Raw genomic sequence first — 24,707 nt, 5'->3', positions numbered from 1 at the left:
GGTGATCGCTGTGCCATGGTGTCGGGTGGTAGTGGCCGGCGTCCGGGAGGGCATGTGCATCGTCTCTGGCGTGCCGCCACGGTCGCCGCACTGCTCCTGATCACCATGCCGGCCGCCGCCTCGGCCGAATCATCCGATGTGGAGTTCGCCGACAGCGCGCCGGTGGCGATACCGGTCGGCAAACCCGCGCCGGTCACGCTCGTGAACAACAACACCACGGTCCGGTACGAGGTCACGGTCACCGCCACCCGGACCGACGGCACCAGCGTGGCTCCCCCGGCCACCGTGGACCTCGCGGCCGGCGGCGTCGCCACGGTCACGGTCCCGGCGCTGAACCCGGCCGGGACGGAGGGGTTCCTGGTCGCGGTCGCCCGGGCCGCCGGTGTCGCCCCGGTGGTGGCGCGCCGCCCGTTCCGGGTCAGCGCCGCCCCGGCGTGGAAGCCGTCCGTCGCCGACTGGCGGATCACCTCGTACCGCGGAGCGGTGTTGCACGGCCCGTACAACGCCACCGTGCCGCTGGCCAAGGACACCTCGTGCGGCGACGCCGCCGTCGTGGTCGTGGGCGCGGTGGCCCGGCCCGCCGGCGGCACGGCCACGGTCACGGCCACCTGCCGTCCGGGGATGACGTCCGTGGATCTGTCGCTGCGCGGCCTCGGCGCCGCGGGCGACTACGCCGGCAAGATCGACCTGGCGCCGGACGCCGACGGGGGCGAGCTGGCGCTGACCGTACGGCACACCGACGACGTCGTGTACCCGGCCCTCCTGCTGCTGGCCGGCATCGCGCTGGCCCTGGTGGCATCGTGGCAGTCGGGGCGGCTGACCACCCTGTCCCGGGCCCGCGAGGAGACGTTCCTGGTGGAGGCGGACGCGGCCGCCGCGCACCAGCGGTTCCGGGCGGCCGCCGAGGGGCGCTCCTGGCGGGCGTACTCGTTCATGGCGAGCCTGCAGGGCCGGCTCGAGGCGGTCCGGCGGGAGCTGCGCGGGTTGCGCTGGCTGGTCAGCGAGATCGATGTCGACAAGGGACGGTACAAGGAGCTGCTCGACGTGCTGGCCGAGCAGCGCGATCTGGTCGACGCGTGGGAGCCGTTCGCGGCCCGGCTCGCCGCGCTGGCCTCGGCCCGGGACGCGGTGACCGGGGAGTCGGGGATCGCGGCCCACGCGGATGAGCTGCTGCACGGCCGGGAGCTTCCGTCGACCGGCGAGGTCCGGCCGCTCGTCGAGGAGGCGGAGCGCACCGAGTCGGCGCTGCTGACGTGGGCGGCCGACGATCGCACCGTACGGAGTCTGCTCGATCTCGGCGTCCGTCTCGACGGCGCCGTCCCGGCCGGACGGGGGCAGGAGCGGCTCGGCCGGGCGGTGGCCGCGGTGCGGAGGATCAGTGACGACATGCGCGGCGCGAAGGACGGACCGGCGTACGCCGAACTGCAGGTCGGTCCCCGGCTCGACGAGCCGGGGACCGAGTTGATCGCCCTGCGGCAGACGTACCTGGGCGTGCTCGGTGGCCAGAGCACGGTCCCGGACAACGGCCGGGCAGGGCCGCCGGCGCGAACCGCCGACGCGCCGCACACCTGGGACGAGGTACGCGAGACGGCCACCGCCATGGCTCGTCGCGCCGCCCTGTCCCGCCGGCTCCGCAATGCCCTGGCGTTCGCCGCGATCGGTGCCGTGACGGTCTGGACCGGACTGGCCGCGCTCTACTTCGACCGGCCGTTCGGCACCTGGCAGGACTACAGCGCCGTGCTGGTGTGGGGCTTCGGGACGCAGACGGCCATTGCCGTCCTGGCCGGCGCGCTGGACCGGATCATCGTGGGCGGATCGGTGGTGCGGGCGTGACCGGCTTGCGGATCAGCGACTACGCGATGTTCGTGCCGGTGCGCGACCACGCCGTCGTGCTGGCCCTCAACACCTGCTACGGCACCGTCGTGGAGCTGAGCGAGGAAACCTACGGGCGGCTGGGCGAGCCGGCCGGGCTGCCGGCGGACGTGCTGTCGTCGCTGGCCGACGGCTGGATCGTCACGGCCCTCTCCCCCGAGGCGGAGCGGGACGCCTTCGCGCGGGAGTTGCACAGGCGCGGTCGGGCCGCCCTGGACGCTCCGCCACGCGTTTACCTGATGCCCAGCTACGACTGCAACCTGAAGTGCGTCTACTGCTTCCAGCACGGCATCCGGCGTACCACGCCGTCGGTCACCATGTCGGAGAGCGTGGCGCTGGCGGCCCTGGACCACGCGGTGGCGGTGCTGGGCGACCATCCGCGAGAGGTGACCCTCTACGGCGGCGAGGCGCTGAGCCCGGACAATCGCGCGGTGGTCGAGTTTCTCTGCCGGGCGGCGCGTGAGCGGGGGATCCGCCTGATGGCGTCGACCCACGCGTGGAACCTCGACCGGTACGAGGACCTGCTCGGACCGGCCGGCATCGAGGCGATCCACGTGACCGTCGACGGCCCGGCCGCCACGCATGACCGGCTCCGGGTCGGTCCGCGGGGCGCGCGGACCTACGAAACGATCATGAGGCACATCGGACTCGCGCTCGGCCGGGGCACCCGGGTCCGGATGCGGGTCAACGTCAACCACCGGGTCCTCGAGGAGCTCGGCACGCTGCGCGACGAGCTGGCGGCCGGCGGGCTGCTCGGCAACCCGCTGTTCAGCGCGTACCTGGCACCGATGTTCGACACCAAGGCGCACGTGGACGCCGGGAACACGGTGCTGTCCCGGTCGCTGGTCGGGGAGGCCGCGCTCGCGGCCCGGCTGGGCGGCAGCACCGAACTGGCGACGGCCTTCTGCGGTTACCCGCCGACCTACGACCGGGTCGCCGCCGCGCTGGCCGCCATACCGCCGCTGCCCGCGGTGGGCAACTGCTGCTACGGCACGCCGACGGTCGTGCTCGACCCGCGGGGCGACGTCTACCCGTGCGTCTTCCTCGCGGGCGAGACGCGGTTCGCCGCCGGCAGCTATCTCGGCGGCGGGTTTGAGCCGGAGCGCTCGTCCGGGTGGGTCGGCGAGGGGACCGGCCGGTGCGGGGAGACCGGCTGCAAGTTCGCGCTGTACTGCGGCGGCGGATCGCCGTACGACTCGTTCGCCCGGCAGGGGAGCACCCAGCCGCGATCGTGCGACTGCGGCGACTTCAAGGACACGTTCGCCGGTTATGCGGCCGCCGCCTACCGCCGGCGCGTCGCGGCGGACTGAGGGTCAGTCGCCGCCGCCGGCCCGGGGCTCCAGGCGCGTGGCGGAGCACATGCAGGCCCCGCACGAGCGAGGCGGACGGTCGCCGCGGCGCGGCCAGCCCATCCGCCGGTTGGCATCGCGCTGAAGCCACTCCTCCAGGGCGTCACGCATCTCGTAGAGGCGCTCCGAGTCGGGATTCACCCGCACACCGTGGCGCCGGTACACCTCCGCGAGCGCGAGATTGATCTCCAGTCGGGTCGAGTCGGCCGCATTCACCAGCTGGACGATCCAATCAGCGAGCTCCTCGAGGCTGAGCTCCTCGTACGGCTTCGGAGGTTCCCGCATGACATCCCACCTTCACGGGGTAGCCGGTCGACGCGATCACAGCCGACCATAGTGGATTTCCAGCACCGTCCCCATCACCCGTTGTGGCCGTTCTCGGCGCCCGTCACGACGCGGAAGCCGAGGCTCGCCCCGTGGGTGTGCGGCTCGCTCATGTCGCCGCGCAGCGCGCACCGGACCACCCGCGCCGTCGACTCCCATCCCCCGCCGCGAGTGACCCGAACCCCCTCCGCCTCGGGGTCGGCCGATGGGGCGCCGCTCACCCAGGGATACGGCCGGTAGAGGCTCGAGGTCCACTCGGCGACGTTGCCCGCCATGTCCTCGCACCCGAACGGGCTGCGGCCGCCGGGGAACACCCCGACCGACGTCGTCTGCTGGAGGTTCGCGGGCAGCGCGTTGCAGCGCCCGGCCTCCCACCGCTCGCCCCACGGATAGATCCGCTTGTCGTCGCCCTTCGCCGCCCGCTCCCACTGCTCCTCGGCGGGCAGGCCGAACGTGCGGCCGCTGACCGCGCCGAGCCACCGGCAGTAGGCGACCGCCTCGAACCAGCTCACCCCGACGACCGGCTGGTTGTCGCAGTTCAGCATGGGGTAGCGGGAGAACGCCGGCGCGTCCCTGGACCGGACCTGCCGCAGCCCGAGATCACGCAGGTGGGCGCGGGCCGCGGCGTCGTCCATCGTGGTGAGTCGCCGCCACATCTCGCGGTCGGAGGTCTCCAGGCCGGCCTCCGCGAACCACCGCTCCATGTCCTCCGGGTGGCCGCGGAAGTACGCGAGGTTGCGAAGCCGCCGGCTCAGCGAGCCGTCCCCGTTGTCCCGAGTCTTGCGCCACACCCACCCGCGCTCGGTCCAGAAGCCGGGATCGTCGTAGCCACCGGCCGCCACGAACGCCCGGTACTCGGCGTTGGTGACCGGGTAGCGCCCGATGCGGAACGCCGCGACCTGGACGGGCCGCTGGGGACGCTCGTCGGCGAAGGCCCACTCGTCGTCCTCCGCGCTGCCGAGCCAGACGACACCGGCCGGGACCGCGCACAGCTCGGGCAGCACGAAGCCGCCGTCGCGGCGGAACCGGGGATCGCCGACGCGGCCCAGGGTCAGCCCCGTCGCCACCCGCTCGCCGAGCCCGATCCGCTCGTCGGTCGCCCGTTCCACAAGCGTCGTGCGGATCTCCTCGACCGTCCGGGCGGTGACCGCGGGCGAGTTGCGCGCCAGGCACTCGCCGGCCAGGCGCGGGTTCACGGCGCGCACCTGGTCGAGCAGGGAGTCGGCGGCGGCGGTCAGGCCGGACGCGAGGATGACCGCCTCCGCCCACTCGCTCTCCGGTGCCGCGCCGGCGTGGTCGTCGTCCGGCACGGGCACCGCCGCGTACCGGCTCATGTCTTCGCCGGTCCGCTGCCTGCGGTCGAGGGCGCACGCGGCGAAGTAGTCCCGCAGTTGCACGCTGCGGAACCGGACCTGCTCGTCGTGCTCGGAGAGGATGCCGGTCTCGACGGCGAAGCGCCATCCCTCGTCGACCACCGACGGCTCGGCGCCGCGGTGCGCCGTCTCGAAGACGACCAGCGCCCGGTCGGTGGGCAGGGCGCCGTTCGGCGAGTCCAGCAGGATGGCGTGCGCGAGCTCGCCCAGCGACACCATGACGAGCGCGAACCTGGCGTCCTCGAAGGAGCCGCGGTCCTCCTCCCGGGTGACGATCGACTTCACGATCCCCTCGAGCAGCCGGGACCGGTTGGCGGGCAGCCGGGAGCCGCTCCCGCGGAACGAGACGATGAGCAGCTCGAGGAAGAGCGGCATCCGCGCCACGTCGAGCAGGCCGCCGCTCTCCAGGGCGTCCCACATCTCGTCCGCCGACGAGCCGACGCTGACGGACAGGGTGCGCAGGATGCGCTCGTCGTCGAGCGGGGCGATCTGGATCTCGGGCAGGTTCAGCTCGCCGCGGTAGGCCGGGGCGCGACACGCGAAGACGAACCGGTTGCCCGGCCAGTCCCGGACGAACTGCCGCCAGGCGCGCACCTTCCGCCGGTAACCGCGGTGCCCCATCTCGTTGAGCCCGTCGCAGAGCAGGCAGATCCGACCCGCCCGCAGCTCCTGCCGCAGCCGCGACCGCACGACGTCGTCCCGGCAGCGCCGCCGGACGTACTCGAGGGGGTCGTCGCCGACGCCGAACTCGTCCAGGGAGATCACGATCGGCGTGGGTACGCCGGGATCGCCGCGCAGGGCACGACCGGCCAGGTCGCGGGCGATGCGGCGCAGCGTCGTCGTCTTGCCGGCCCCGGATCCGCCGAGCAGCACGACGCCGTCCTGCTCGCCGACCGCCTCCGCGATGTCCCGGACCTCGCACGCCACCGCGACCCGCGGGGCCACCGGCTCGACGTACACCATGGAGTACTCGAGATCCTGGGCCGGTTCGACGCTGCCGCCCAGCGGAACCACGTCCGCGTACGGCCGCAGCCGCTCCCCCGCGAGCGTCTCCAGGTAGCGGCGGCGCCACTGGGTCGCCTCGTCGCCCGGCGGCCGGAAGCTCTCCTCCACCAGCGCCCGCACCGGGATCGCCGTGAAGGCGCCGCTGATGCGACCGGCCAGCAGGCGGGCGTTCGGATGCGCGTACAGCTGGTAGGCGAGCCAGGACGGGTCCCCCGCGAGCCGGGCGGCGATGCGTGCTTGCCGTACGGCGTCGGCGACGGGTACGCCCGTCAGCAGCAGCTCGTACAGCCGGTCGACGAACGTGAGCGCGGTGCCGGCCCGGACGTCCCAGGCCGCGCCGAGCATCGCACCGGCACCGTTGCGGATCAGGTCCCGGGGCCAGCCCGAGAGGCCGATCGAGCCCACCGACGACCGGCTGGTGGAGCAGGCGTGCAGGAACACCCAGGGGCCGGAGCGCAGGAATCCCCGCTGCTCCGGGTGCAGCACGTCGACGGGCCGGAACGTCGCGTCGCCGATCGGCAACTCGCTGAGGCCGGCGTGCCGCGGGTTGAGCCGGCCGTGGCCGGTCCAGTGGAAGATCCCCAGTCCGTCGCCGGCGAGCAGCGCCTGCAGGCCGGCCCAGTCGCGGACGACGTCGGCCGGCGCCAGGCCCAGCCGTTCCCGGGCGACGTCGCCGACGTCGCGCAGCTCCGGGTCGGCCAGCACGCACGCCGCCCGCTCGCCCGGCAGCGCGGTCGCGATCGGATGCGAGCCGAGCCATCGGGAGATGCCGAGCTCCTCGCACCAGTACGGCGCGACCACGTCACCCGACACCGGTTTGACGATCTCCCAGGGCAGGACCGCCGCCTCGTCCTCGACCAGGACGAGGACGCTCGATCCGGTCCGGCCGTGCAGCCGCGCCCAGTAGTACTCCCGCAGCGCCGGCGGGATCAGCTCCTCGTACAGCTCGATGCCGACGCCCTGCAGGTGCGTCTCGATCGACCGGCGCTCGTCCGACGAGCCCGCCGCCCAGCCGTCCAGCGCGTCACCGAGCTCGCCGAGCCGGACCGCCGGGTCGGCGATCTCGGTCTCGCCGAAGTCCAGCCGGTCACGGCCGCCCGCGACACCGTGGAATCTCAGGTGCAGGCGGCCGCTGACCCGGGTCACCGTGTCGATCTCGAGCAGCAGGTCGGGCCACTCGAACGACGGGTGACTCATGACTGAGCCAGCCGATTCGCTCGCAAGCTCGCTCACGCCGCCACCTCCGCTGCGCTCCGGCGTCGACATGAGCCAACAACTGAGCCAGCCGATTCGCTCGCAGGCTCGCTCATGCCCCGCCGTCGCTCGGGTCGGCGGACGCCGGCTCCCGGCCCAGGAACGTGGCGCTCACCCGGGAGTCCCGCCGGACGAGCGCGACCTCCGCGCCCGGCTCCCCGGTCCAGCCGGACAGCACGCCCGCGCGAATCGCCAGGCTGCGCAGGTGTCCCGGCGCGCCCAGGCAGGTGAACCGCGCCTCCCCGGACGACCGTCCACCCAGCTCCGCGAGGGCCGTCTCGAGGGTCAGCACGTCACGCACGGCCGCGGCGCCGGGACGATCGCGGAACGCGCCGGTCACCCAGCCGGCGAACCCGCTCACGAACTCGTCCAGATCGCCGCCGCGCCCGGCCGCCGAGGCGAGGTAGTCGAGCGCCAGGTCGTCGAGGTCGTCGCCGATCAGCTCGCCGAGCACCGGATAGGCGGTCCGCAGGAGGTCCAGGTGCCGGGCGCGGTACGCGCTGCCGTAGACGGCGATGCCCTCCCCGTGCGACAGCGGGCGCAGGACCGTCTCGCCGCCGGGCACCGCCTGCTGCGCCGTACCGTCCAGAATGGCGAGCTGGAGCGCCCGCTGGCGATCCGCCAGGCGCCGCGCGTCCGCCCCCGCCCGGATCGGCGGCGCGACCGCCGGCGACGGTGGCCGCGGAGGCCGGGGTCCCACCCGGGCCCGCAGCTCGGCCGCCGTGCGCAGCTCCTCGCGCAGGAGCGCGAGGCTGGGCACCCCGGAGTCCCATTCGAACGACGTCGAGACCGGCCCGAGGCGCCGGCACGCGTGCTCGTAGAGCTCCCAGACCGGCGCCGACACCCGGTCGTCGTGGGTGTCGAGGAGGAAGGCGCCCATGTCCCGGCTGCCGGCCAGGTGGATCTGGACGACCGCGCCGGCCGGCAGCGCGTCCAGGTACGCCGTCGGGTCGAAGCCCAGGTTGCTGGCCGAGACGTGGACGTTGTTCACGTCGAGCAGCAGCCGGCACCCGGTCGCCTCGACGAGCAGGCCGAGGAACTCCGGCTCGGGCATCGTCGACTCGTCGAAGCCGAGGTACGCGGCCGCGTTCTCCAGCACCAGCGGCCGGCCGAGCACGTCCTGCGCGGCGAGCACACGCGAGGTGACGTGCGCGAGGCTCTCCCGGGTTCGGGGCAGCGGCAGCAGTTCGTGGGTCCGCACCCCGTCCACCCCGGTCCAGCAGAGGTGGTCGGAGACCCATCGGGCGCCGATGCCGTCCGCCAGCTCCCGGAGGCCCCGCAGGTACGCCAGGTCGAGCGGGTCGACGCCACCGATGGAGAGCGACAGCCCGTGCAGCACGATCGGGTACCGCTCGGCGAGCCGGTCCAGGACGTCCCGGCGCTGCTCATCGGGCGTCAGGTAGTCCTCGGTGATCGCCTCGAGGAAGTCGAACCCGGAGTCGGGCGCCAGCAGCTCGTCGACGAGTTCGGGCCGCAGTCCCACCCCGAACCCGAGGTCGTCACCGTCTCCCAGCTTCTCGGTCATCAGGGAATCCAGCATCGTCGAAGGCCCGGCGGACCGCAAGAACAGCCGAGGTTCCCTACCGCCGGGCGGTGTGGCCTTTCACGAAGACCGGCATCGTCGCGAGCGTCGTGGTGATCTGCGCGGTCGTGCCGCCCTGGTACACCTGGTGCGTGAAGTAGTCGGTCCAGGTGTCGCCCGGCGGGAACCAGACCGTCGTGGTCGCGGTCGCTCCCGGCGTGGTCACCGGGGCGACCAGGAAGTCGGGGCCGTAGAGGTACTCGGAGCCGGCGACCGCGTACGCCTCCGGCGAGTCCGGATAGGCCAGGTAGAGCGGCCGGGCGATCGGCATCCCGGTGCGATTGGCCTCCCGCGCCGCCGCGTAGGTGTAGGGCCGGAGCTGTTCCCGCAGTCGCAGGAACGTCTTGGCCGAGGCGGCCGCGTCCGCGCCGTACTGCCAGGGCAGGCGGTCGCTGTGGTTGGAGTGCAGGCGGTCGATCGGCTGGAACGTGCCGAACTGCACCCACCGGGCGTACAGGTCGTCGGGGAGTTTGGTGCTGCCCGGCTCGCCGCCGGGTTCCTGGAGTCCGCCGGTGTGGCCGCCGATGTCGTGGCTGATCGCGGCCAGGCCGGTCGCCGCGGACTCCCCGGGCGTGTAGCCGACCTCGAACCGCAGGGTCTGCCAGTTGGAGATGGTGTCGCCGGTGAAGTGCAGGGTGGTGCGCTTCTCGGCCCACGGCCCGGCCGGCACGGCGGTCGGGTTGCCGTAGCCGCCGGCCTGCAGCGAGCCGTAGCCACGGGAGAACGCGAAACCGTCCCTGTCGGCGTACTGCTGGTTGATCCAGGAGTCGGGGGTGACGCCGGGCAGCGACGAGCCGGCGTTGTCGCAGCACCAGTCCAGCCAGGTGAAGTCCTGCTGGAGATCCTGGTGCAGCCAGAAGTACGCGGCCAGCTGGTCGGGGTCGCCCCAGTCGAACACCCCGTCCTTGATCTTTCCCTTGGCGATGGCCTGGGCCTGGGCGTACTTCGGGTCGCTCGTCCTGATGCTCGGGTGGACGTTGTAGGACAGGTGCAGGCCCTGGCCGTGCGCCCAGTCGAGGAAGCCCCGCGGGTCGGGGAACTTGGCCGGGTCGATCTCCCAGCCGTTCCAGGTGTCCGGCGACTTGAAGTCGGTGTCCACGATCAGCACGTCCAGCGGGACGCCCTCGGACCTGAACCGGGGCACGATCGTCTGCTGGAAGTCGGCCGCCGTCCGGTCGTAGTACTCCGAATACCACACGCCGTAGGCCCACTCCGGCAGCAGCGCGGTCGGTCCGGTCAGTGTGGACAGTTCGCGAAGACCGCGAGCGAAGTCCTTGCCGTACGCGAAGAGGTAGCCGTCCTGCTCCTTCGCCGGGCGCTGGGTCACCTTGCGCGTCGCGGGGTCGTAGAGCGCCGACGCGCTGTCGTCCAGCAGCGACCAGCCGTCCTGGTAGAGCAGGCCGGGCTGGGTGAGCGCGCCGCCGTCCACGCCGTCGAGGCCGCGCCGGTAGCCGCCGAGCGGCGCGTGCGGCGCTTTCAGGGGTGCCGTCGCGGCGGCGACCGCGACGGTGTCGACGTTGACGTTGCAGCTGTCGTCGGTGGGACAACCCAGGGTCACCGTGTCGGTTCCGGCCTTCAGCCGGACGGGAACGGCCAGCGTGCGCCAGTAGTCCCAGCCGCTGGTCGGCGCGAGCGAGACGGTCGTCCCGTTGACGGTGACGTCGCGTGGCTGGATGGGCCGGCTGCCGGCCTGCCCGTTCGCGTACCGCAGCTGCACCGCGTAGTCACCGGCCGCGGGGATGCCGGTGATCGTGAAGGCGGCGGACGCTCCGGCGTGCTCCAGGCCGGCCAGGAAGCCGTCACCGGAGTGGCCGTTGTGGTCGGCGGCGTGCTTCGCGCCACCGCTCAGAGCGCCGGTGCCGGCTTCGCAGATCGCGTCGAACGGGCACGGCCGGGCGGTGGTCTGGACCGGTTGGGGGTACGGATCCCCGGGTCGCACGAGCGCCAGGCTGTCGACGTTCACGTTGCCGGAGTCGGCCGCCGTCCGTCCGACGGTGATCCGGTGGCGGCCGGCGGCCAGCGTGAGCTGCGCGGTGACGACCTTCCAGGTGTCCCACGAGCCGGTGGGCGCCAGGGCGATCCGCACCGGGGCGCCGTCGTCGGCCGTGACGCTCAGGCTGCGGCTGGTGTTCTGCCCGTCGCCGCCCTGCGCGTTGGCGTACCGCAGGCCGACCTGGTACGCGCCGGCGGCCGGGACGGTCGTGGTGAAGCCCAGTTCGTCGCCGGTGGCGGTGAACCCGGCCGCGAAGCCGGTCCCGGTGTAGCCGGCGTGATCGGTGGCGGTCGCGGCGGGCCGCAGCGTCTCGGCCTCGCACAGCAGGCCCGGGGTGCAGACCGGGCCGGCCCACGGCGCGGCGTCGACCTGCTGCTGCCCGGCCTTCAGTCGTACCGACAGGTTGTCCCCGGCGAAGGGTCCGGAGCCGACCTGGTAGCGCAGGGTGACCGCGCCCGTCTCGATGGTCAGCCAGCCGTCGTCGATTTTCTTGCGGACGGATCCGCGGGCGAGGCGGCTTTGCGGGAAGCCGCCGCGCCCGACGACGTTGAAGGTGCCCGCGTCGGTGAAGCGGCCGTCCGCGGCGTACTCGGTGCGGATCAGCGTCGGCGAGAGCACCTGGAAGCGCGCGTTTCCCACGGTCACCGTGGTGATGCCGGGTGCGGCCGCGTGCGCGGCCGGGACAGCGGCCGGCAACGAGAGGACGACGGCGGCGAGGACGGCGACGCTGCGGACGGGCATGAGACCACTCCCCCAGGCTCGGCTGAGAGAACGCTCTCACGATCTAGCGATATTCGTCAATCAATCACGGTGCGTAACGGAACTGCGCGACCAGGGTGCGCAGCTCACCGGACATCCGGGCGAGCTCGGCGGTGGCCGCCTGGGCCTGCGCGACACCCTCGGTGGTCTGCTGGGCGGCCTGCGCGACCGTGGCGACGTTCGCGGCGATCCCCTCGGCGCTGACCGCGGTCTCGGAGATGCTGCGGTTCATCTCGGCCGTGGTCGCGGTCTGCTCCTCGACGGCGGAGGCGATCGTCATCTGGTAGTCGTTGACCCGGTCGATGACCGTGGTGATCTCCTCGATCGCCGCCACCGCGTCCTCGGCTCCGGCCCGGATGGCCTCGACCCGCCGGGTGATGTCCTCGGTCGCCCGCGCGGTCTCCTGGGCCAGGTCCTTCACCTCGCCCGCCACCACCGCGAATCCCTTGCCGGACTCGCCGGCCCGGGCCGCTTCGATGGTGGCGTTCAGCGCCAGCAGGTTCGTCTGCCCGGCGATGGACGTGATCGCCTGGACCACCTCGCCGATCTCCCGGGACGACTTGCCCAGGGTGGCGACCGTGGAGTTGGCGGCCTTCGCGGCCCGCATCGCCGACGCCACGACGGCGGTGGCCTCACTGGTCGAGTGCGCGATCTCGCGGATCGAGGCGCCCATCTCCTCGCTGCCGGCCGAGACGGTGTGCACGTTGCTCGACACCTCCGAGGTCGCGCTGGCGACCTCCTTGGCCTGGACGGCGGACTCCTCGGCGGACGCCGCGATCTGCAGCGAGGTGTTCGACATCTGCTCGGCCGCCGCGGCGAGCGACGTCGAGGAGCTGTCGATCGTGTTCATCGCCGCGCCGAGCGCGTCCAGGCTCTGCCTCAGCGCGACGGCCATCGCGGCGATCTCGTCGCGGCCGGTGACGGCCACCGGCGTGGCCAGATCGCCGTCGGCCAGCAGGACGAGACGCTTGCGCACCCGGTCGACGGGACCGGTCACCGAACGCGTGACCAGCACGGCGAGCGCGGCGGCGACGAGCGCCGCCAGCGGCCCGCTGAGCCAGATCAGCACCTTGCCGGTGTGCTCCGCGTCGGTGGCGCTGGCGCGCGCGGCGGCGAAATCGGCGTCGGCCGCCGCGACGACCTTGTCGAGGTGATCGCTGATCTGCTTGAAGGTCTCGATCTCCTTGCCGATGACGAGCGCGTCGGCCGCCTTCGTCGAAGCGCGGGTGTTGTCGCTGTAGAGCTGTGCGATCTGCGAGTCGACGGTCACGTACTCGTCGACCAGCGCGGAGACCTGCTTCAACTCGTCGCGCAGCGCCGTGCTCGTGGCGGCCTCGGCCGCGGCGGCCACCGTCGTCCGGAAGGTCTCGATCGACTCGAGGAACGACTTGCGCGACGATCCGGTGTCCTGCGCGGCGTCCGGCACGCCGCGCCGGGCGTCGAACGCGTACGCCGTCTGCCAGCCGTTGAAGTCGGCGGCCGAGAACTTGGCGTCCTTCATCAGCCCGACGAACCGCTGCGACTGCGCCATCCGGTCGGCGGCGTCGCCCTGCCGTGACGCGGTGAGCAGGCCGGCGGCCATGACGACGAGCAGCAGCACGACAACGCTGGCGAACGCGACGGCCAAACGCATGCCCAGCCGCATCCGGTTGAGGATGGTCACAATCGTACGTTCGGCGAGAACGGCGACCATCTGACCGGTAACCGGCCGGAAATTCCCGGCTGCCCGCGAATCTCCGGCCGGCGGTCAGGCGACCGGCACGGTCAGCCGCCGAGTTTTCCGGCCGCGAACGTGGCCGCCTGCCCGACGGTGCCGTTGCGCGGGTAGGCCAGGTGCGCCGCGAAGTTCCGGCCGTTGCCGCAGACCGGGTCGCCGGTGTTGCAGAACTCCTTGGCCCGGGCGGCGAAGACGGCGCTGCTGCCGGCGATGGTCCGCCGCTGCAGCCCGAGCGGGTTGCCGAAGACCACGACTGCCGCGACGCGGCCCGCGAGGGCGGCCGGGATCGCGTCTCCGGCGGTGCCCGCGTTACGGATGCCCATGGCGATGTCGGTGACGCTCGCGCCCTGCGAGTAGCCGCCGATCACGAACCGCGTGCCCGGGCAGCTCTTGGCGACCGCGGTGATGTGCTGGGTCATGTTCGTGGCGCCGGGGCCGGCGCTGGCCTGGTTGGCGGCGGCCGCGTAGACCACGGCGAACGAGCCGACCTTGCGGCCGGGCAGCTTCGCGGCGAGCTGCTGGGCCAACGGCCGCCCCACGATGCCCAGGCCCTGCGGTTCTCCGGTGCCACGGGCGAAGACGAGCTCCACATCAGAGCAGCCGGCGCCGGCGCGGGTCTCCGTGCCGGCGAACGCCTGCGGGGTGACTATCGCGGCAACGCCGAGGACCGCCGCACCGGCCCCGATCAGCGCGATGCGCCGACCCTTACCTGGCTGATTACGTCGAGTGACCATCTCACCTCTCCTATCCGCCAATAGGTACGTGCCTATCGGTACGCGGGGGAGCGCTGAAAGGTTGACCACCAGCCCAGAAATTTTGCACTGCCGGTGCGGCTAAAACTGACGACCCGGGCTGACCAACACGGTCAGTGACATCCTTGACACCGTCGTAACTGATAGGGCAGTTTACTGACAGCGTTGTCATAGATGACATTCACTGTTCTCTGGGGAGCGGGCTCATGCGCTGTCTGATCGCCGTCGGGACCCTGCTCGCCGGCCTGCTCATCGGTTTGCCGGCCGCTGCCGCCGAGGGCGACTTCAGCAGCGGATTCGAGACCGGGCAGCCCCAGCCGACCTGGACCGACACCAGCGAGGCGAGCGCGGGCGTCGGCGGTTACTGCTGCGGGCTGACCGCGATGGAGAGCGGCGTACGCGCCGAGACCGCGCACACCGGCTCCGCCGCCCTGATGTACTCCGGCAACGACCAGAGCGCCACCAGCTCCTACTCGTACCAGCGGATCTTCGATGTGAATCTGCCGGTGACCGCCGCCAGCAGGCTGTCGTACTGGGTGTACCCGCAGTCCGGCGGCCACCTGGACGTCGCGGTCGACCTGGCCTTCACCGACGGCACGTTCCTGCGCGACTCCGGCGCCGTCGACCAGCACGGGGTCCGCGTGCACCCGTCCTTCCAGGGCAACGGCAACGTGCTCAACTTCAACACCTGGAACAACGTCGTCTCCGACATCGGCGCGTACGTGGCCGGCAAGACCGTCGACCGGATCCTGATCGGCTACGACCAGCCGGCCAACACCGGCACGTTCCGCGGATACCTCGACGACATCGAGATCGCGCAGAGCGCCGCACCCACCCGGCTCAGCGACTATGTGGAGACCCGGCGCGGATCCGACTCGACCAGTGCCTACTCACGTGGCAACACCTTCCCCGGCGTGACCGTGCCGCACGGATTCAACTTCTGGACCCCGATCACCAAGGGCAACAGCGACAATTGGCTGTACGAATGGGCCGACACCACCGTGCAGGGCTTCGGGATCAGCCACGAACCGAGCCCGTGGATCGCCGATTACGCGCAACTGCAGGTGATGCCGATGACCGGCGCGGTGAAGTCCACTCCGGACGCCCGCAAATCCACGTTCAGCCACGCCGACGAGGTCGCCAAGGCGCATTACTACAAGAGCAGGCTGAGCACGTACGGAATCACCGCCGAGATGGCACCCACCGACCACGCCGGGGTCCTGCGCTTCGCCTTCCCGGCCACCAGCGAGGCGGTGATCCTGTTCGACACGGTCGACAGCGGCAGCGGCTCGCTCGCGGTCGACACCGCCGCCCGGGTGATCTCCGGTGAGATCACCCACCGCGGGCAGAAGATGTTCGTGTACGCCACGGTCGACAAGGCGATCACGGCTTCCGGGACGATCACCGGGCAGGGCGCGACCAGCTGGGTGCGGTTCGCCACCGGCGCCGGGGAGCAGGTCACGCTGCGCATGGCCACCAGCTTCATCAGCGTGGCGCAGGCGCACGGCAACCTCGACCAGGAGGTCGGGACGAAGAGCCTGGACACGGTCCGGGAGGAGGCCGCCGCGCTCTGGGACGCCCAGCTCGGCGCGGTGCGGATCGAGGGCGCGACCACCGACCGCATGATCACCTTCTACTCGAATCTGTACCGGGCGCTGATGTACCCGAACAATCGGTCGGAGCTGGTGAACGGGGTGCGGCGGCACCAGAGCCCGTACGACAATCAGCTCCACGACGGGCAGATGTACGTCAACAACGGTTTCTGGGACACCTCACGGGCCGCGTGGCCGCTGTACACCCTGCTCACTCCCACGCGCAGCGGGGAGATGCTGGACGGCTTCGTCAACGCGTACAAGGAAAGTGGTTGGACGCCTCGCTGGTCCGGCCCGCACAACGTCGGCATGATGGTCGGCAGCAACCAGGATCTGGCCTTCGCCGACGCGTACGTCAAAGGCGTCCGCAATTTCGACTACCAGGCGGCGTACGCGTCGATGGTGAAGAACGCGACCGTCTACTCGGCGAACAACGCGAACGGCCGGATCGGCAACCAGGTGTCGCTGTTCAAGGGTTACGTGCCCACCGACACCGCGTCGGAGTCGGCGGCCTGGACCCTCGAGGACGCCAACGACGACTTCGGCATCTTCCAATTGGCCACCGCGCTCGGCTACGGCGAGGACGCGGCGTACTTCCGCAACAAGGCGCTCGACTACACGAACCTCTACTCCCCCTCGGTCGGGTTCTTCCGCGGCAAGCAGAGCAGCGGCGCCTGGCGCACCACCGACGCCGACTTCAAGCCCAACCTGTGGGGCTGCGAGTTCACCGAGGGAGCACCCTGGCACTACGCGACCCCGGCACCGCAGGACCCGCAGGGCATGGCCAACCTGTACGGCGGCCGCGCCGGCCTGGCCGCCAAGATCGATTCCGTCTTCGCGGCGTCCCGCGACTACCTGCCCGGCTGCTACGGCGGCGTCATCCACGAGATGCGCGAGGCGTACGACGCGAACCTCGGCCAGTACGCCCACTCGAACGAGCCGATCCACCACATGATCTGGATGTACAACTACGCGGGCGTCCCGTCGAAGACCCAGGACCGCGTCCGCACCGTCCTGACCACCCAGTACGGCCCCGGGCCCAGCGGTGGCTACCTCGGCGACGAGGACAACGGCCAGATGTCGGCCTGGTACGTCTTCGGCACCCTGGGTTTCTACCCGGCGCGGATGGGCAGCACCGACTACACGATCGGCGCCCCGCTGCACCCGAAGGCCACGGTCACCCTGGAGAACGGCCGCACCTTCACCATCTCCGCACCGGGAGTGAGCGACACCAACCGCTACGTGCAGAGCGTCAAGCTCAACGGCGTCGCGTACTCGAGGAACTACCTCACCCACGCCGACCTCACCGCCGGCGGCACCCTCGAATTCGTGATGGGCCCGAACCCGTCGTCGTGGGGCAGCGCCGCGGCCGACCTGCCGCCCTCGCTGACCACCGGCGCCGGCGCCCCCGCACAGCTGACCGACCGGGCCACCGGCGGCACGCTCACGGTCACCGGCGAGAACCCGCCGAACGAGACCAAGGCACAGCTGACCGACGACAACTCCCTGACCAAGTGGCTCGTCACCGCCGCGACGGCGACACTGACCGACCGGCTCGCCACGTCGACGGCGATCAAGCAGTACACGCTGACCTCGGCGAACGACGCCCCGGAGCGCGACCCGCGGGCCTGGACGTTGCAGGGCTCCACCGACGGCGTCAACTGGGCCACCCTCGACAGCCGCAGCGACATCGACTTCGCCGACCGTCGCCAGACCCGCGCCTTCGTCCTCCCCGGCGATCCGGGCGCCTACCAGCACTACCGCCTGCAGATCACCGCCAACCACGGCGCCCCGATGACCCAGCTCGCCGAATGGCAACTCCTGGGCTGACCTATAGCCGGATATCGCCGCAGCAACGGTCGCCTGTAGACCGCAATGGCGCCCAGCCCGGTCCGTGTGGCTGTCCCCCAGTGGTGTCACGGCTTCTGTCACCACCACCAGAACCAGCCGGACCACGCCGGACGCTGCCCTCGTGCCGGAACGCGAAACATAGGTCGCGCAACGCCCTGCCGCGCCCCGAACACCCGCTGAGGCACCGGAGCGGAGCGCCGTCCATCGGCCGCTTGGCAGAGTCCAGGCCGACGCGAAGAGCGACCCAGACCAGTGGTACTGCACGGTGGCGAGCCGGGCGTCGGGATGGAGCGCCAGCTGGATGTTTAGTTCTAGTTAGTGCCGATGCGCGACGATTAGTTGCCTATCCACTCGGGTCGATCGGCGCCCCGGTCATCCATCTTTGAACGGATTCGCCCACCGATCGTGCAGTCGACACGAAAAAATTTCGTAACCCGATCGATAGGGCAAGGCTACGTAAAACGATCTTGGTCGATTGCCGTCGTACCATAATCCGCATCGTGTGTCGACACAGGAGGGGCTCACCATCACCAACCCCGCCACGGCGAGGAAAGCTCGACGGGTCGAACACATGTCCACACGAGACCACTGGTCGCGTAGCATGACCGAAATAGTCGAGTTGCATAAATGGAGTTTGCCATCAACATGGGCGACATCGAAGACAAACTGAAACTTGCCGACCATACGGGTCGATTCAGTTTCTCTGGCAAAGAGGATAGAGAATTACCCCGCGAGCTTTTGGATATCCCGAAGCTCCATTCTTTGCAGATGCTCGACTATCCAGCCGCAGCGCTACCCAATTGGTTCCCCGAGCTTAACATCGAATCGCTAGATATTTCATGTAACACCTTCACGGCATTCCCTAGAGAAATCTTTAGTATGACCGGGTTGCGGCACCTAGGGGTGCGCATCCCCGGATTAGGTCGAATCCCTCGAGGCATCGAAAGACTAGCTCGCTTGGAGATTCTTTGCCTGACTGGATGCAATCTTTCATCCCCTCCCGCAGGTCTCCATAAACTAAAACATCTCACCGCTCTTAACCTTGGCTTCAACCGCATAAAAGCTTCGAATGAAATCGCACTTCCACCAAGCCTGGAACACCTCATAATATCCGGAAATCCGTTGAACGCAGTGCCGATATCTGTACGCAAATTGGACAAACTTCGCGTTCTAGAGTTTAACTCATCAGGTACTTACAGCGCTGGATACGATGCATCGATCAGGCCCTTGCAGCCACCCTTTCCGGGAAGTCTCGCGCGCGTGTCCGGCGTAGGCCCCCGGAGTAGGCACGGATTGGTTGTAGCATTGCCCTCGTGGCTATTCGACATTCCGGGCCTGGAGTGGCTCGATTTCACTGGCCAACGAATATCGGAGATACCGGAGAACGTCGGGAATCTTGAAAACCTGCGTGGCCTGCTTTTCGCGGAAAATCTTCTGACGCGCATTCCAGATTCAATTTCCCGACTCGGGACGCTCAAGGTTGTCAATATTGCAGGAAACAAAATATATTCGCTACCCGACAATACTTCCAATCTTCGCGGGCTTTCATACTTCGGCCTAAATGGCAACAGCCTTCCTGTCCCGCCCGAGGTTCTTTCGCGGCCACAGGAACCGACCGAGATCTGGGCCTACCTGGACAGCATCCAAAAAGATCAGAAGCGCCTCAACGAGGCGAAGGTTCTCGTCGTCGGCGAGGGGGCGGTCGGCAAGAGTTCGATCATCAGGCGATTGACCCGCGGGGACTTTGACTCGGACGAGAGAAAGACCGACGGCATCGACGTAACTCGCTGGAATGTGTCGGTTGACGGCGTCGGAATCGCCGTAAACCTCTGGGATTTCGGTGGCCAGGAGATCATGCATGCAACTCACCAGTTCTTCCTCACCCGTCGCAGTGTATATCTACTCGTGGTGGACGCTCGCCAGAGTGAGGAACAGAACCGGATCGAATACTGGCTCAAACTGATCCAGGGCTTCTCGGGTGGCTCGCCGGTAATACTGGTCGGCAACAAATGCGAGGACTTCGGTCTCGACATCGACCAACGCGGCCTACGTGGAAAGTACCCCGATATCGTCGACATCGTCGAGACCTCTTGTGCTAATAATGAGGGTATTGACGCTGTCCGTGCATCACTCCAGCACACACTTGGCGACATGTCGCATGTCCAGGATCTGCTGCCCGCATCTTTCTTCAGAGTCAAGGAGCATCTGGAACAACTTGAGGCCGATTACCTTCCTTTTACAGAATACCAAGTGCTGTGCGGGGAGCGGGGCGTGACCACGCTGGCCTCGCAGGAGCGGCTCGTCGAGTTCCTCCACGACCTCGGCACGGTGCTCTGCTTCCGTAAGGATCCTCGCCTCCGGGACACCAACATCCTCAACCCGAGCTGGGTGACCGGCGGTGTGTATCGCCTGCTCAACTCGCATGTGGCCGCCCAAGAAAAGGGCCTACTGACGTGGCAGAAGATCGACACGATCTTAGACGAGGAGAAGTACGTTCCGGAGAAGCGTCAATACATCATTGAGATGATGAAGAAGTTCGAACTGTGCTTCGAATCTGACGATGTATTCCTGATCCCGGACCTTCTTACCAAAGAGGAACCGGACACGGGGCGGTGGGAGGACACCCTCGACTTTACAGTGCGCTACGGCGTTCTGCCGTCCAGCATTATCGGGCGGCTCATTGTTCGCTTGCACTACCTAATCAGCCAGAGAACAGTCTGGCGGACCGGTGTGGTGTTCGCTCTGGATGGCAACAGGGCACTGGTCAAGGCCGACCGCGAGGACGCAGTGATTACGATCAGAGTGTCGGGTCCAGCCAAGGGACGCCGCGGCCTTCTTCAAGCCATTCGCGTCCAATTGCGGACAATTGAACTCACCATTCCAGGTCTCACGGGCGAAGGGCAGGTTCCCGTGCCCGGCTACCCCGGATTCTGGGTTCCTTATACCCACTTATTCAATCTGGAATCGGCCGGCATCGAGAAGGTCACCCCACAAGGGATGATTGATGAATTCCCGATCAGCCTGCTGCTCGACGGCGTGGAAGACCAGTCTTCCAGAGCTCCAGTTCACCCGTCGCCGCATGCCCCACAGCTTGCCCTCGAGCCGAAGGAAGAGCCAGCTGTCGAACGCTTTCGTGTTCTCGGGCTGCCGAAAGTCGGCGCCATGATCGCTCTTGCGGGGCTCCTAATCACCCTGATCGGGACCTGGATCGCCTATCTCGCCTACCGTGGCGACGAGCAGGAGCGCAACAAACCAAAGAGCACGGCCACCACGCCCGTGACGTCAAGGACACCCGGACCGACCATACCCACGTCGGCTACTCAACCGACAGCAACAGTGTCAGCCGACGGCTAGCGTCGGGACTGTCTCGCTCGCTAGCGGTGTTTCCGGCTTCTCGGTTAGTAGATTTCGGCAGCCGTGAACCCGTCGCCGAAAGTGATCGAGAGGGCGTTCAGGGCCGCCTTCCCGCGCATCGCCCATCGTCCCCGGCCCCGCCCAGCCGGGTCCAGCGACCGGGTGGCCAGATAGAGACACTTCAATCAACTCTGCTCGGACGGGAACTGGTCGAAGCCGGATACCGTCCGGCAACCAACTGCCCGGAACAGGCAACCGTTATTACCACACCGCCCGGCTTGCCGACATTATCGCCAGTCGACGACTCTGTAGCGGCAGCTAACCCCCACGGGCCGGCTGCGCCGGCCGTCGACTCGGCGGCCTCCCCGTTTCGGGCGTCTGGCCCGCTCCACCCGACTAAAGTGGTTTGTGTGGTTGCCGTACCGCTTCGGGACACCACGCTGGCCGTACTAACAGCTGCTGTGCTCCTCGCGAATGCCGCCTGTGGCGGCAGCGGCTTTGACAGCACGCCGCCGGCTCAGCGTAGCGGTCCGGCGTCGCTGCAGATCCTGATCGCCTCCTCCGGCGAGGCTGAGACCACGGCCGTCACCGGTGCCGCTACAGCGTGGGCGGCATTCAGCGGGAACACGGCGACGGTGATCCCCGCGCAGGACCTCGCCCAGCAACTGGGCCAGGCCTTCGCCGGCGGCATCCCGCCGGACGTGTTCTACGTCGAGGCGGCCCGCTTCGCCGACTATGTCAGCGTCGGCGCGCTCGAGCCGTACGCGGACAAGATCACCGATGTGGACGACTTCTACCCGGCGCTGCGCCAGTCGTTCACCTACCACGGAACGCTGTACTGCGTCCCGAAGGACTTCTCCACCCTCGCCATGGAGATCAACACCGCGCTGTGGGCCTCCGCCGGTCTCTCCCCCACCGATGTGCCCACCACCTGGGAGCAGTTGACCACGACCGCGCAGCGGCTGAAGGCGAAAGGGATCACGCCGATCGTGCTGGGCAACAGCCGCGACCGGATCGGCGCGTTCCTGGTGCAGGCCGGCGGCTGGATCATCAGCGACGACGGCACCCGGGCGACCGCCGACACCCCCGAGAATCTACAGGCCCTGCGGTACGTACAAGCGCTGCTCAGGGAAGACCTCCTGAAATACCCGAAGCAGCTGGACGCGGGCTGGGCCGGGGAGGCGTTCGGCCGGGGCGAGGCGGCCATCACGTTCGAGGGCAACTGGATCGAAGGCGCGCTGCGGGCCGACTATCCGGCCGTCAGGTACACGATCAACCCGTTGCCGGCCGGCCCGAAGGGCAGAGGCACCCTGGCCTTCACCAAGTGCTGGGGCATCGCGGCCAGGAGCAGGTACAAGCAGCAGGCGATCGAGTTCGTCGAGGCGATGACGACCGGCCGGCAACAACTCAGGTTCGCCGAGGCCTTCGGTGTGATGCCGTCGCGGCAGTCCGCCAAGGATCAATACATCGCCCGGTTCCCCGCCGACAGGCCCTTCATCGACGGCGCCGCGTACGCGCGAGGCCCGGTCAACGCCCCGAAGATGGACAGCGTTCTGTCCGATTTCGACACCGGCCTGCAGCAACTGGCCACCGCTGACCCGGAAACGATCCTGGCACGCCTGCAGAAGTACACCCAAGCCGTCCTGAGCGGCTGATCGTGCGCGCCGGTGGAATCCGCGGGCCCGAGCGCTCCGTCGGCTGGCTGTTCGTCACACCCGCCATCGTGATCATCACCCTGTTCCTGGTGGTGCCGATCGGCATGGCGCTGTGGGTCAGCTTCACCGCGTGGAACGGCCAGGGCAGCCCGTTCCGCTCCGGCGTGCCGATGGCCGGGCTGGACAACTACACCGGCCTGCTCACCGTGGACAGCCTGGCCCGCCAGGACTTCATGACCAGCATCCGCAACAACGGCTACTACGTGCTCATCGTGGTGCCCGCGCAGACGGTGCTGGCGTTGTTCCTCGCGCTCGTGGTCAACCAGAAGCTGCTCCGGGCCAAGTCGTTCTTCCGCAGCGCGTTCTACTTCCCCTCGGTCACCAGCTCGGTGGCGATCAGCGTGGTCTTCCTCTTCCTGTTCACCAGCACCGGCGCCGTCAACCAGCTGCTGGCCCTGTTCGGCGTGGCCGGCCCGCAGTGGTTCGCCGACCCGCGCGGCGTCCTGCACCTGCTGCTCGGGACCGTCGGCCTGGTGGACCCGGCCGCACCGCCGGCCATGCTGACCGGCCACAGCCTGCTCGGCCTCTCCTGGTGGGAGTGGCTGGCCGGGCCGAGCGTCGCGATGTGCGCCATCATCGCCCTGGCCGTCTGGACCACTTCCGGCACGTTCATGCTGATGTTCCTGGCGGCCCTGCAGAACCTTCCGGTCCAGCTCGACGAGGCCGGCCTCATCGACGGCGCCGGCCCCTGGCAGCGCCTGCGCTTCGTGACCCTGCCCCAGCTGAGACCCACCCTGCTCCTGATCGTCACGCTCGGGCTCATCGGCACCTGGCAGATCTTCGATCAGGTCTACGTGATGAGCCAGGGCGACCCCGCCAAGACCACGCTCACCCCGGCGTATCTCTCATACCGCACCGCGTTCAAGGACTTCGACTACGGCTCCGGGGCGGCCATCTCGTTCCTCCTCTTCGTCGTCATCATCGCGATGACGCTGCTGCAACGGCGGCTGATGCGCTCCGGGAGCGAGGAATGAGGAGAAAGGCCGCGGGGTACGCCGTACTCGTCCTCTTCGCTCTGATCTTCCTGTATCCGTTCGTCATCCAGATCGCGAACAGCTTCAAGACCGAAGCCGACGCCGCGGCCCACCCGCTCTCCCCGATCCCGCACCCGTTCACCGCGGCGAGCTTCAAAAAGATCCTGCACGGTACGGATTTCCCGCTCTGGCTGGCCAACTCCGTCCTGATGACCGTGCTGGTCACGCTCGGCCGGGTCTTCTTCGACTCGCTCGCCGGGTACGCGCTGGCCCGGCTGCGCTTCCGTGGCCGGGACACCGTCTCCGCCACCATCCTCGCCATGATGGCCGTACCCGGCGTCGTCCTGCTCATTCCGAAGTTCCTGGTGCTCAACCAGCTCGGCATCTACAACAGCTACACCGCGCTGATCCTGCCGTTGCTCGTCGACGCCACCGGAATCTTCATCATGAAACAGGCCTTCGCGGCCGTCCCCATCGACGTCGAGGAGGCCGCCCACGTCGACGGCGCCGGGATCGTCCGCACCTACTGGTCGGTGGTGCTACCGATGGTGCGGCCCGCCCTGATCACCCTGACCATCCTGTCGTTCCAGGGCTCCTGGAACGACTTCACGCACAGCCTGATCGCCGTGCAGAACCCGGACCTGTACACCCTGCCGCGTGGCCTCGCCGACCTGGTCACCGGCTCGCTCGGGTCCGGCACCCAGTACCCGCTCAAGCTCGGCGCGTCCCTGCTGACGATCATCCCCGTCGCGGTCATCTTCCTCGTCTTCCAGCGCTACTTCGTCCGGGACGCCAACGAGGGCGCCGCCAAGGGCTGACGAGGCGATTCTGGCGCCCTCCGGCACGCTGCAGATCGCTCGGCCCGGCCGAGCCACGATGGACCGCTGGGCGGCGCGGCGTGCAGCGCACAGGAACACCAGCCGGCCGGTATGTCACCATGTCAGCCATGACGATCTTCAGAGAGGCCCATGGCGCGTAAGTCGCCGGCGCAAGTGCGCGCCGCAGCACACCGCCGCCTCGACCACACCGTCCCGACCTTGCCCGGTTTGACAGCGCGAGGCAGGGCCACGATCGCTCAGCTCGAACGCACGCGATTATGGCCAGGAGCCGCGCACCAGGCCCTGAGCGCCTGGAGCCAATTCCTCCACGACCCGGCCCACCGGCTTTTCGATCCCGCACACGGCTGCGGCATCGTCGAGTGCTGCCCGGACCCACGAGAACTCCGGCGCACCCTGCACGTC

The 24,707-nt window shown here is 69.2% G+C and carries 13 protein-coding genes and 1 pseudogene; 7 read left to right on the top strand and 7 right to left on the bottom strand.

The window, feature by feature from the left end; all coding sequences use genetic code 11:
* Nucleotides 1-54 precede the first annotated feature (54 nt).
* Both CHC09_RS39200 and CHC09_RS39195 read left to right on the top strand, forming a co-directional pair.
* Nucleotides 55-1,833, top strand: coding sequence for a cupredoxin domain-containing protein (locus CHC09_RS39200; RefSeq protein ID WP_089298338.1), 1,779 nt, complete (start codon nt 55-57; stop codon nt 1,831-1,833).
* The gene (locus CHC09_RS39195; protein WP_089298337.1) at nt 1,830-3,182 is read left to right on the top strand and encodes a radical SAM protein; all 1,353 of its coding nucleotides are present in this window, start codon (nt 1,830-1,832) and stop codon (nt 3,180-3,182) included. The genes CHC09_RS39200 and CHC09_RS39195 overlap by 4 nt, the downstream gene beginning before the upstream one ends.
* A 3-nt stretch (nt 3,183-3,185) precedes the next feature.
* Here the strand turns inward: CHC09_RS39195 and CHC09_RS39190 are convergent, their stop codons facing one another.
* The 6 genes from CHC09_RS39190 to CHC09_RS39165 all read right to left on the bottom strand — a co-directional run bounded on the left by CHC09_RS39190 (nt 3,186) and on the right by CHC09_RS39165 (nt 13,962).
* Nucleotides 3,186-3,506: a hypothetical protein gene (locus CHC09_RS39190; RefSeq protein ID WP_089298336.1), complete on the bottom strand. Its 321-nt coding sequence runs from the start codon at nt 3,504-3,506 to the stop codon at nt 3,186-3,188.
* A 74-nt stretch (nt 3,507-3,580) separates the two neighbouring features.
* Nucleotides 3,581-7,156, bottom strand: coding sequence for an SUMF1/EgtB/PvdO family nonheme iron enzyme (locus CHC09_RS39185; RefSeq protein WP_179277466.1), 3,576 nt, complete (start codon nt 7,154-7,156; stop codon nt 3,581-3,583).
* 73 nt (nt 7,157-7,229) lie between these two features.
* Nucleotides 7,230-8,702: an MbnB/TglH/ChrH family RiPP precursor modification enzyme gene (locus CHC09_RS46870; RefSeq protein WP_179277465.1), complete on the bottom strand. Its 1,473-nt coding sequence runs from the start codon at nt 8,700-8,702 to the stop codon at nt 7,230-7,232.
* Between the two features lie 55 nt (nt 8,703-8,757).
* Nucleotides 8,758-11,493, bottom strand: coding sequence for a TIM-barrel domain-containing protein (locus CHC09_RS39175; RefSeq protein WP_089298334.1), 2,736 nt, complete (start codon nt 11,491-11,493; stop codon nt 8,758-8,760).
* Nucleotides 11,494-11,557: 64 nt separating this feature from the next.
* Nucleotides 11,558-13,174, bottom strand: a complete 1,617-nt coding sequence (locus CHC09_RS39170; protein ID WP_179277464.1) for a methyl-accepting chemotaxis protein — start codon at nt 13,172-13,174, stop codon at nt 11,558-11,560.
* A 101-nt stretch (nt 13,175-13,275) separates the two neighbouring features.
* Nucleotides 13,276-13,962 carry a cutinase family protein gene (locus tag CHC09_RS39165; protein ID WP_089298332.1) on the bottom strand — a complete coding sequence of 229 codons (687 nt, stop codon included), beginning with the start codon at nt 13,960-13,962 and terminating at the stop codon, nt 13,276-13,278.
* Between the two features lie 224 nt (nt 13,963-14,186).
* Between CHC09_RS39165 and CHC09_RS39160 the strand changes: the two genes are divergently transcribed.
* Nucleotides 14,187-17,402 carry a GH92 family glycosyl hydrolase gene (locus CHC09_RS39160; RefSeq protein ID WP_089298331.1) on the top strand — a complete coding sequence of 1,072 codons (3,216 nt, stop codon included), beginning with the start codon at nt 14,187-14,189 and terminating at the stop codon, nt 17,400-17,402.
* 648 nt (nt 17,403-18,050) lie between these two features.
* Complete coding sequence (locus CHC09_RS39155; RefSeq protein ID WP_089298330.1) at nt 18,051-20,777, top strand: COR domain-containing protein; 2,727 nt, start codon at nt 18,051-18,053, stop codon at nt 20,775-20,777.
* 44 nt (nt 20,778-20,821) lie between these two features.
* Here CHC09_RS39155 and CHC09_RS45800 read toward each other — a convergent pair.
* Nucleotides 20,822-20,980 (bottom strand): annotated as a pseudogene (locus CHC09_RS45800) (IS256 family transposase); the annotation flags it as partial.
* 207 nt (nt 20,981-21,187) lie between these two features.
* Here CHC09_RS45800 and CHC09_RS39150 point away from each other — a divergent pair.
* From CHC09_RS39150 to CHC09_RS39140, 3 genes are read left to right on the top strand one after another with little or no spacing between them, the layout of a single operon-like run.
* Nucleotides 21,188-22,432, top strand: coding sequence for a sugar ABC transporter substrate-binding protein (locus tag CHC09_RS39150; protein ID WP_089298329.1), 1,245 nt, complete (start codon nt 21,188-21,190; stop codon nt 22,430-22,432).
* A gap of 2 nt (nt 22,433-22,434) precedes the next feature.
* Nucleotides 22,435-23,466, top strand: a complete 1,032-nt coding sequence (locus CHC09_RS39145) for a carbohydrate ABC transporter permease (protein WP_203833380.1) — start codon at nt 22,435-22,437, stop codon at nt 23,464-23,466.
* Nucleotides 23,463-24,284, top strand: a complete 822-nt coding sequence (locus tag CHC09_RS39140) for a carbohydrate ABC transporter permease (protein ID WP_089298327.1) — start codon at nt 23,463-23,465, stop codon at nt 24,282-24,284. The genes CHC09_RS39145 and CHC09_RS39140 overlap by 4 nt, the downstream gene beginning before the upstream one ends.
* The last annotated feature ends 423 nt before the right edge of the window (nt 24,285-24,707 follow it).

Source organism: Actinoplanes regularis (genome assembly GCF_900188005.1).
Taxonomy (GTDB): domain Bacteria; phylum Actinomycetota; class Actinomycetes; order Mycobacteriales; family Micromonosporaceae; genus Actinoplanes; species Actinoplanes regularis.
This window is presented reverse-complemented; position numbering and strand designations above follow the sequence as displayed.